The organism is Bacillus sp. LR_5, from assembly GCF_042709275.1.
Genome location: NZ_JAVAXX010000294.1, coordinates 1 through 7,501 on the forward strand (window position 1 = coordinate 1; position 7,501 = coordinate 7,501).

The 7,501-nt window shown below is 45.1% G+C and carries 6 protein-coding genes; 1 reads left to right on the top strand and 5 read right to left on the bottom strand.

What is annotated here, in order from left to right; genetic code table 11:
• Positions 1-121: 121 nt before the first annotated feature.
• The 3 genes from RAC86_RS32265 to rapJ form a co-directional block, all read right to left on the bottom strand.
• Positions 122-1,807 (bottom strand): glycoside hydrolase family 13 protein, encoded by a 1,686-nt coding sequence (locus RAC86_RS32265; protein WP_038428326.1) that lies wholly within the window; start codon positions 1,805-1,807, stop codon positions 122-124.
• A 24-nt stretch (positions 1,808-1,831) separates the two neighbouring features.
• Positions 1,832-2,608 carry an SDR family oxidoreductase gene (locus RAC86_RS32270; protein ID WP_003234739.1) on the bottom strand — a complete coding sequence of 259 codons (777 nt, stop codon included), beginning with the start codon at positions 2,606-2,608 and terminating at the stop codon, positions 1,832-1,834.
• A 106-nt stretch (positions 2,609-2,714) separates the two neighbouring features.
• Positions 2,715-3,836 (bottom strand): response regulator aspartate phosphatase RapJ, encoded by a 1,122-nt coding sequence (gene rapJ, locus RAC86_RS32275; protein ID WP_130573395.1) that lies wholly within the window; start codon positions 3,834-3,836, stop codon positions 2,715-2,717.
• Between the two features lie 122 nt (positions 3,837-3,958).
• Between rapJ and cwlK the strand changes: the two genes are divergently transcribed.
• The gene (gene cwlK / locus RAC86_RS32280) at positions 3,959-4,462 is read left to right on the top strand and encodes a peptidoglycan L-alanyl-D-glutamate endopeptidase CwlK (RefSeq protein ID WP_041053078.1); all 504 of its coding nucleotides are present in this window, start codon (positions 3,959-3,961) and stop codon (positions 4,460-4,462) included.
• A gap of 7 nt (positions 4,463-4,469) precedes the next feature.
• Here cwlK and RAC86_RS32285 read toward each other — a convergent pair whose 3' ends face one another.
• Both RAC86_RS32285 and RAC86_RS32290 read right to left on the bottom strand, forming a co-directional pair.
• Entirely contained in the window at positions 4,470-5,831 is a 1,362-nt protein-coding gene (locus tag RAC86_RS32285; protein WP_377886468.1) for a YcdB/YcdC domain-containing protein, read from the bottom strand.
• Positions 5,832-6,017: 186 nt separating this feature from the next.
• On the bottom strand, positions 6,018-7,439 hold the full coding sequence (locus RAC86_RS32290; RefSeq protein ID WP_038427323.1) for a YcdB/YcdC domain-containing protein: 1,422 nt from the start codon (positions 7,437-7,439) through the stop codon (positions 6,018-6,020).
• Positions 7,440-7,501: the final 62 nt, after the last annotated feature.

The following is a 7,501-nucleotide window of genomic DNA, read 5'->3' on the forward strand; positions in this document are numbered from 1 at the left end:
TAATAAACCGAAGTCATTACGTTTTGCAAGAATAAATTTCATTTTCATTTATTCTTCCCGCCTGCAGAGCGAATATATGTACTAAAAAAACCCGGCTAAAAATGCCGGGCTACTTCAATCATTAGTTTGTTTTGTCCAGAAGATAGACCCTGCTCTCATAAGGCCGGAACACCATTTCGTCATCAAGATCATCGTTGTTATAATTGCTGAGAAGCAGTGAGGCCTGAGCTTTGCCGCAGTTCTTAGGCCACTGAAAAACAGCCTGCTCTTTTGAAAAATTATTGACCGACAAAAGCTGTTGTTTACTGTTTTCTCTCATGTATACAAACAACTGCGGATCGTCCGGAAGCAAAAGATCAAAGCTCCCTTTCATGAGGTCAGCGTACTGCTTTCTCAGGCTGATCAGCTTTTTGTAATAGTTTAAGACAGAATCAGGATCTCCCTGCGCTTCCTCCACATTGATTGCGGTGAAGTTCGGATTGACCTTCAGCCAAGGCGTGCCGTCAGTAAATCCGGCATTTTTGCCGCTGTTCCACTGCATCGGGGTCCGGGCGTGATCCCGGCTTTTGGCTAAGATCGATCTCATCACATCATTTGGATCATAGCCTTTTTCAAACACCCGTTTATGATACATATTGATCGTTTGGATATCTTTGTAGTCTTCAATCCGGGTGAACGGCGCGTTTGTCATCCCGATTTCTTCTCCCTGATAAATATACGGCGTGCCCTTCATAAAATAAATTACGGCTGCCAGCATTTTCGCTGATGCTTTGCGGTATTCCCCATCGTCTCCGAATCTGGACACAATCCGGGGCTGGTCGTGGTTGCACCAAAACAATGTATTCCAGCCTTGATGTTCAAGCTTCTTTTGCCATTTTGTCAAAACCGATTTTAAATCAGAAAGCTCAAGGGGCTTCAAATCCCAATGTTCTTTTCCGGGCTGCTGATCAAGCTCCATATGCTGAAAGTGAAAAATCATATTCAGCTCATGCTTATCTGTTCCCGTATATTTCAGGCCTTCTTCCGGTGTGACACTGCCGACCTCTCCGACAGACATGACATCATATTGGGAAAACACTTCATCTGTCATTTCTTTTAAATAGTCATGGATTTGTTCGCCATTTGGCTGAAAGGGCTTCGGCTCTGCCTGCTGATTGATATAGTCCTCATACGAAGGAAGATATTCTTTCTTAGAAATGAGATGGAGCTGATCAATTCGCAAACCGTCGACCCCTTTATCGAGCCAAAATTTCATCATGTCATACACCGCCTGGCGAACTTCGGGATTTTCCCAGTTTAAATCAGCTTGTTTGACGGCATTCATATGGAGATAGTATTCTCCGGTGTGCTCTTCGTATTGCCAGACCGGGCATCCATAGTTTGAGAGCCAGTCCGTCGGCGGGCCGTTCTTTGTGCCGGGACGCCAATAATAATAGCTGCGGTATTTGCTGTTTTTGCCCAGCTCCGCTTCTTTAAACCACGGATGCTCGACCGAGGTGTGATTTAACACAAAGTCCATCACCAGCTTTAATCCCCGCTGATGCACCTGGTCCAGCAGCTCGTGAAAATCGTCCATTGTTCCGTAAGAATCCATAATCGCCTTATGGTTTGTCACATCATAGCCGTAATCAACATTCGGAGAAGGATAGATCGGGCAAATCCAAATCACATCTGCCCCGAGCTCCTTTATGTAGTCAAGACGGGAAATAATCCCCCGCAAATCCCCAATTCCGTCTCCATTGCTGTCCTGAAAGCTTCTCGGGTAAATTTGGTACACCACTGCATCCTTCCACCAGTCCGTTTTCATCCCGCAATCCCCCTGTTTTGTGTTCTATTCAAGCTGAGATGGATAAAGTGTCATTCCGCCGTCGACGAAAAGTGTTGCGCCGGTCACATAGCTTGCTTCCTCAGATACGAGCCAAGCTGCTGCTGCCGCCACTTCTTCAGGCTTTCCGAAGGCTTTCATCGGGATTTTTTTCAATTGTTTTTGCCTGCTCTCTTCCTTTTTCGTATCAACATTTGATTCTGTGGCAATGGTGCCGGGCGCTATCGCATTGACGCGGATTCCCTTATCCGCATAATTGAGCGCCAGCGTTTCCGTCATCATCTTGATGCCGCCTTTGGATGTGGAATACTGAACGTTTACAGGGCGCGGAATCTGCTGGTGAACACTTGAGATATTCAGCACATTGCCCTTGATATTGTTTTTCATCATGTGGTTAAGTGCTGCTTTCGCTCCCAGAAAGGTTCCGGTAACATTGACATCAATCACTCTCTGCCAATCTTCAAGACTCATCTCATGCGGCATCGCCTCAACGCCGTTAAAACCAGAGTTGTTTACCATCACATCGAGCGTGCCGAAATGCTCTAAAGCTGTGTCCAAGAGCGCCTGAATCCCCTCTTCTTTTGACACGTCCGCCTCAACTGCGACGGCTTTCCCTCCGTTCTGTTTAATGATTTCCAGGGTTTCATCGGCTCCAGACGGGTCGCTGTGGTAGTTTACAACAACATTCATTTTCTCCTGTCCGAACCGTTCCGCAATGGCTTTCCCGATTCCTTTTGAAGACCCTGTCACAATCGCTGTTTTTCCGGTTAAATCTTTGTACATACTTGATATCCTCCTCTGTTTCTCACTATGCAGTGGAAAATACCCTGTTTTTCCGAGTTGAAAACAGCACAAAAAAAGCAGAGAACCTGTAGTTCTCTGCCATTTTCTATTGAAAACGCTGCTCGGCAAGTTTCTTTTTAATATTCAGCAGCCTGCGGTAAAAGAAAGCGGCGGACTCGTAATGTTCCAGCTGATTGAAACGTTCCGCTGTATCATGCAGCAGATCTTCGGCGTCAGCAAGAAGCTGCCTGGATTCCAGCAGATCAAAGCATTCTGTAAGCACGTTCAGGTCGCCGCTTCCAAGATACAGCTCATGAATGAGGCGGAATTTCGTCAAGTACATGTCATCCTCCCATTCAGCCGCGCTCTTTATCCCGCGGTCATACGCCTCTACTGCCTTGTCGTATTTTCCCTCTTTACAGTAGATATGGGTCAGTGAAAATACAGCTTGAACAGCTTGCTGAAAGTTGTGCTCCTCAAAAATGGCGGCGGCTGTTTTGAAATAGCCCTCCGCTTCTTTGTAATCACCCAGACTGTACTTACAGTGTCCGACATTATAATAGGCAGCGGCGATCATGTATGCTTCTTCAAGCTGCCTGGCATGATCTAAAGCGCTGCACAAGTGGGTCAGTGCTTTTTCATGATGATACACATCGGTCAAATTTCCGGCGATGATAAATTCACACTGAACCCGGCGGCGACCGTACAGTTCATATTTCGTATAGATATCAAGCGCCTGGCTCGCATAATTCATGGAAAAATACGTTTGTTTGATGTGATAATACACTTCTGCGACTTTAAAAAGAAACTCAGCTTTTTCGATCTCATCCTCGACATACTCGAGCTTTTCCTCGGCATGTTTATAATGGTCGATCGCTAATATGAAATTTTTCTGCTTGAATTCGTACATTCCTCTGAAATAATAAAAGTAGTATTCCAATAAGCCCGTGAGTTTTTGCTGATTGCTTTCAATTTCGTTCAGCATATCAGAGAACGGAGGCTTGGTGTCGCTGTCTTTCACCGGCATCAGCTTATCAAGCATGATTCGATGCCGGAATTCCATCAAAGAAAAATATAAAAGCAAGTCCTGGTTCTCTTCCATATCTTCTAAATCGTATTCAATCTCCTGCTTTAACGCTTCTGCTTGATCTGCTTCAAATGCGCGAATGAGCTTATACCATTCATTCAGCTTTACTGCTACTTCTTCTGATGGAATCTTTGCTCTCATCGGTCTGCCTCCTTCCTCCTGCTACTATTTATGTTATATTTTATCATAGCTGTTCGCTTTTAGAGAGAGTCAATCACTTAAAAGCGTTAACATTCAGCACATCTTGAGAAAGTGAGACCGATATGAAGTTACCCGCAAAAACATTTGTTATCTTATGTATTCTATTTCTTCTAGATCTTTGTTTTAGTTATATTCGGCATGAATGGCATTCTCAAAACGCCTTGCAGGACATGCCTGTCCCCTCGGATCTTCATCCGATTGTGAAGCAGAATGCCGATGCACTCAAAGCCGCTGCAGCGAATAAAGGCATTACCGTCGTCATTACTGAAGGATTCAGGTCCTTTAAGGAACAAGATGAATTATATAAACAGGGACGTACAAAAAAAGGGAATATTGTCACCTATGCAAGAGGAGGGGAATCGTATCATAACTATGGTTTAGCGATTGATTTCGCCCTTCAAAAAAAGGATGGAAGCATCATATGGGATATGGAATATGACGGCAATCAAAACGAAAAATCAGATTGGCTGGAGGTTGTCGAGATCGCTAAGACACTCGGTTTTGAATGGGGCGGGGATTGGAAACGATTCAAGGACTATCCCCACTTGGAGATGATTCCTAACTAGACACCCCTCACAGCCTTTTCTTTTTCCTTATGTGCGCATCAATATAGGAAGGGTAAACCGGCTTATAGACAAGTTTGTAGTGCTGGTCACTGCCTGCTGTAAAATCGGGCTGCCATTCCAGCTTCACATCAAAAGCGGCTAAAAATGCTTCTCTCGCTTCTTCAGCGGAAACATCCGGCCTGTGATTTATCGCTTCCAATTGTTCAGGTTCAATATCAGGCGCCATAAAAGCGTCAATCAACCCAGTTTCCGGATTGACAATGATGCGGGCAGCGCCGAACCGCAGCGGCACTCCTTTATACCAGACAGAAAAATGGTTGCGGACTCTCCCTCTTTCATCAATTCGGACGGGATTCACCCTGAAAAACTCAGCCGCTCTCGGATAGAGGGCATACAAAAATTGAAGCGCTATCTCTTGGCATTCTTCCGTGGAGCATTGGCGGTTGTTCGGCCGCTCCATAAAAGAAAGCGCTGCTTTTAATTTTCTGGTTCTTTTATCCGTCTTCATTTTGATTGTGTTTTTATTTCTCGTTTCAAAATAGCTTCCTATGCTTAAATCCTTACGCTCCGGCGCAGCACCCCTGCGCCATGTGCTTCCAATTTGTTCTCCGAAGTCTCTTTCACTGACTTTCTGCATATCAGAGGTAAAACCCAGCAAGGCAAATATATCAACTTCTTCCTTGTTCTGAAGCGGCGGCAGTGGCGCCGTGTTTTCTATTCTTTCATCTGCGATATGCTGGTCGGGCACAATTTCGTCTACATCTGCGGGATAGCTGTATCCCGGGAGAATCGGTTCATATACAAGCCTTGGTTCCTGTTCGCCATCAATGACATCGTACATCAGCTCAAAAGACATTGTGTTTAAGTAATGGGACACAACCTTCTCTTTTGCTACAAATTCCGTCGGAACTTCGGCTTTATACCCTTCCCCGTAATATAGAAAGTGGACAATCTGACCGTTGCGTGTCATATCAATTAAAAAACCTGAATTGGGAATCGGAAGCCCAAGCTCCATTTTGGTATAGACAAACCGGATGTGCTGCCCCCGTTCTTCCTTGCCTTGAAAATGAAAATTCATAAATGTGCCGGGATGATTCGCAGCGGCAAACTGAAGAGCCGTCAGCTTCAGCTCAGCATCTGGAAGTTGTTTGTCTGTCTCGGAGCGGACAGTTGTTGAAAAGGTGAGCAAAGCGCCGTCATTTCTAAGTTCAACTGTAATGTGCTTTTCCGGATCTTTAGGGTCCTTCCAGATAAAATATGCCTGCCCGTTCTTCTTTTGCTTTTGGTCGTAATCTTCTATCTCAAGCTCATAATGCGTCGGTACATTTCCGATCTCCTGCGCCTTCTTTTTCAGCTGTTTATTAACCAATGAAGTCATCCCTTTCAAAGAGTCTACGACAAAGAGAATCCTGTTTATTATATAAAAAGACCTTTCTTCTTTTAAAGTGAAGAAAGGTCCTTTTCTATTATTGTCATTGTTTTTCGAGATTCTTTCTGTTACTTTCATCACGTACTCTCTTCTATACCTGAGGCAATTGCGTGACTTTTGGCTGTTTTACCATGAGCTGAAGACAGGCTCTCCTGTATGTGCATCGATAAAACGCGGATACACCGGCTTATAGACGAGCCGGTAGCTGTGTTCTTCATCATCTCCGTACTCTCTTTCCCAGCCAAGCTCAACTTTAAAATGCTGCCAAAAGATAGCCTTGGCTTGTTCAACTGAAATGGCCGGCACAGGATCAATGGTTGCCAGCTCATTTGGGTCAATATCTGGTCCCATATAAACGGTGATATACCCTGTCTGGCGGCTGACACAAATTTTGATCTGCCCAAATCGGATCGGAACTCCGTGACAATGCGCTTCAAATGTAAAAACAGCGACTGCGTTTTCTTCTTCATCCTTTTCATCGTATCTGATCCTAAAATATTGATCGGCATTCGGAAATAAAGTAAACAGAAAGCGAAGCGCGATTTTTTCGCACTCTGCCAAAGTTACTGTCAGCGGCCCTTTTTCCTCCATAAATGACATGACGCCTTCGAGTTTTCCGGTTTCTTTGTTATAGATGGTTTTCAGCACTTGATGAGTCCGTCCCTTAAACCAGCTGTCCATGTTTTTATCCGCCGGCTGATACACAGGGTCATCCGGATTCCGCCAAACGATTCCGATTCTCCCATCTCCCAAATCCGCTTCCCGCTCTTTGACAAACCCATTTTCAATACCAATCATGCTATCAGGATCGGCCTTTTCGCGGATGCCCTCGAATAAAGGGAGAGGAAAGCTCTCCGGCTCCCTGTAATCATCGTCATCATCAACTCCTCCTTGTTCTTCTTGAACCAAATCCGCAGGTACGGTAATCGCCCTACATTCAGGCTCATACACCAAATGCGGCTGATCATCTCCGTTTTTGTAAACAGAACGATGGAGAACCTCAAACAAAAGGTCGAACTCCACGTCCTTCTTGATAAAGGCAAGTGCCTCTTCAACATCCGCGACCCTCTTTGGCTTGATGATGCTGCCCGCTTCGCCGTAATAGCGGAAGTAAACGATCTCACCTGATAAGGAAACATCAGCCATAAATCCGCTCATGGGGAGAGGAAGCCCAGCCTCCATTTGAACATATGAAAATCTCACTTTATCGCCGTATGCAGGGTCATTTTCTTCACGAACAAAGGCAGAGAGTGCCCCCGGATGATGAGTCTCGACAAATTGGCGCATGATATCCTCTAGTTTCTCCTCAGACAGCCTTTTTCCGCTTTCAGGCTCAATATCACGGGAAAGGGATTCCAGCTCCCCGTCCGGTCCAAGTTCCACGATAATGCCGATATTCTCATCCTGAGGATCTGTCCAACAAAAATAGGCTCTTTTGTCATCACCGCCATAATCTTCAATTTCCAGTTTTAAGTGTGTCGGCACCCGGCCGATTTCCAGTGCTTTTTGTTTCAGTCCCTCTTTCTTCACAAAGGCGGCCCCTTTCATCCTTCTTAAGTTCCCTCCAACTAATCAAAAAGTAATAGTCTAAAATACACAGTTTTCTGAGT

Excerpts from the sequence above, each read along its gene's own strand:
- RAC86_RS32265 (WP_038428326.1), bottom strand. The coding sequence starts at position 1,807 with ATGAAAACGGACTGGTGGAAGGATGCAGTGGTGTACCAAATTTACCCG.
- RAC86_RS32270 (WP_003234739.1), bottom strand. The coding sequence starts at position 2,608 with ATGTACAAAGATTTAACCGGAAAAACAGCGATTGTGACAGGGTCTTCA.
- rapJ (WP_130573395.1), bottom strand. The coding sequence starts at position 3,836 with ATGAGAGCAAAGATTCCATCAGAAGAAGTAGCAGTAAAGCTGAATGAA.
- cwlK (WP_041053078.1), top strand. The coding sequence starts at position 3,959 with ATGAAGTTACCCGCAAAAACATTTGTTATCTTATGTATTCTATTTCTT.
- RAC86_RS32290 (WP_038427323.1), bottom strand. The coding sequence starts at position 7,439 with ATGAAAGGGGCCGCCTTTGTGAAGAAAGAGGGACTGAAACAAAAAGCA.